The sequence below is a fragment of the Azoarcus sp. TTM-91 genome (assembly GCF_012911025.1).
Lineage (GTDB): Bacteria > Pseudomonadota > Gammaproteobacteria > Burkholderiales > Rhodocyclaceae > Azoarcus.
In genome coordinates this window covers 1-2,058 of record NZ_WUEI01000239.1, presented here as the reverse complement: position 1 = coordinate 2,058, position 2,058 = coordinate 1, and the positions used below count along the sequence as shown (strand labels likewise).

Below are 2,058 nucleotides of genomic sequence, written 5' to 3'. Positions count from 1 at the left end.
CCCTTGCGCGCTGCGCCATTCCCCCGCCGGGCCCGGCGCCCCGGGCCCCCGCAACGGCGGCGAAGCGGCCTTGAACGCAGGCCTCCATCGTCACGCCGTTATTCTTTCCGCATGCACCACCTTTGCCGCAGTGCAGCGCCATTTTGGGGCATCTCAAAATACTTCATATTTAAACTTTTTATTCATTGACATTGTCGATTAGCGGGTAATAAATTGACGCAGAAGTAGCTGATCCAACTCCCGAAAAAACTGGCGCCACCGCATCCGGCCGCGCGCTGTCCGCGGCCCGGAACAGAGGAGACGAGATGACCCCCAGCGCGCACGTGGACGACTTCGTCCGCACCCATCAGCCCCCCGCCGACCAGTGGCCGGAACTGGTGTTCGAGACCCCGGAACTGCAGTTTCCCGAGCGGCTGAACGCCACCGTGGAACTCCTGGACCGTGCCCTCGCCGAAGGCCATGGCGACCGCCCCGCCATCATCGGCGCCGGCGTGCGCTGGACCTACCGGGAATTGCTCGCCCAGGTGAACCGCCTCGCCCGGGTCCTGGTGGAGGACATGGGCCTGGTGCCCGGCAACCGCGTGCTGCTGCGCGGTGCCAACAGCCCGATGTTCGCCGTCTCCTGGCTGGCGGTGTTCAAGGCCGGCGGCGTCGCCGTCGGCACCATGCCGCTGCTGCGCGCCAAGGAATTGAAGGACGTGCTGAAGATCGCCCAGGTCAGCCACGCCCTGTGCGAGGCCGCCTTGGCGGAAGAGCTGATCGCTGCGCAGATGGACAGCCCGCAGCTCAAGGAAATCGGCTACTACGGTGCCGGCGGCACGCTGGAGGCCCGGATGGCGGAGAAAGCCGCCGACTACATCGCGGTGGATACCGCCGCCGACGATCCGGCGCTGATCGCCTTCACTTCCGGCACCACCGGTATCCCCAAGGGCTGCATCCATGCCCACCGCGACATCCTGGCGATGTGCGAACTCTTCCCCCGCCACTGCCTGAAGCCGGGCGCGGACGACATCTTCATCGGCACCCCGCCGCTGGCCTTCACCTTCGGCCTCGGCGGCCTGCTGTGCTTCCCGCTGTGGGCACGCGCCAGCACGGTGCTGCTGGAGAAGCTGGCGCCCGAACCCTTGATGAAGGCCATCCAGGACTACAAGGCCACCATCTGCTTCACCTCGCCCACCGCCTACCGGCAGATGGCCAGCCTCGTCGGCAAGTACGACATCTCCAGCCTGAAGAAATGCGTCTCCGCCGGCGAGGCGCTGCCCACCGACACCCGCGACAAGTGGCGCGAAGCCAGCGGCATCCAGATCCACGACGGCATCGGCGGCACCGAGATGATCCACATCTACATCGCCTCCGGCCCGGAAGACTACCGGCCGGGCGCGCTGGGCAAACTGCTGCCCGGCTACCGTGGCATGGTGGTGGACGAGGACATGAACCCACTGCCGCCGGGCGGAGTCGGCAAGCTTGCGATCAAGGGCCCCACCGGCTGCCGCTACCTCGCCGATGAACGCCAGAAGAACTACGTGCGCGACGGCTGGAACCTGCCGGGCGACGCCTTCCACATGGACGAGGACGGCTATTTCTACTATCACGCCCGGGTGGACGACATGATCGTCACCTCCGGCTACAACGTCTCCAGCCCGGAAGTGGAATGGGCGCTGCTCGCCCATCCGGCGGTGGCCGAATGCGGCGTGGTCGGCGTGCCCGACCCGGACCGCGGCCAGATCATCAAGGCCTTCATCGTGCTGGCGCCCGGCTACGAAGGCAGCGAGGAAACCACCCGCACGCTGCAGGATTTCGTCAAGAACACGGTAGCGCCCTACAAGTACCCGCGGGCGATCGACTATGTGAGCAGCCTGCCGCGCACCGAGACCGGCAAGCTGCAGCGCTTCCGTCTGAAGGAGATCGGCTGAGGCGCCATGCCGCCCGAGTAGGGGAAACTACAGCGGCCGATATGTTTAAACATGAATAAGTCAGTGCTGAGCTAAGGGTACAATCCCCGCCATGCCTAGACCGGGGCGCGATCCGCCCCCATGACCACCGGACACTGCCATGACG

General features: G+C 65.8%; 2 protein-coding genes. Both read left to right on the top strand.

Going from position 1 to position 2,058, the window contains the following annotated elements:
- Nucleotides 1-202: hypothetical protein (locus GRF61_RS24675; protein ID WP_211166177.1), on the top strand; the 202-nt coding region annotated here is incomplete at its 5' end.
- A gap of 103 nt (nucleotides 203-305) precedes the next feature.
- Nucleotides 306-1,913, top strand: coding sequence for an AMP-binding protein (locus tag GRF61_RS23925; protein ID WP_169153120.1), 1,608 nt, complete (start codon nucleotides 306-308; stop codon nucleotides 1,911-1,913).
- Nucleotides 1,914-2,058: the final 145 nt, after the last annotated feature.

Bases quoted from the DNA above. Each gene is read 5' to 3' on its own strand.
- GRF61_RS23925 (WP_169153120.1), top strand. From the start codon at position 306: ATGACCCCCAGCGCGCACGTGGACGACTTCGTCCGCACCCATCAGCCC.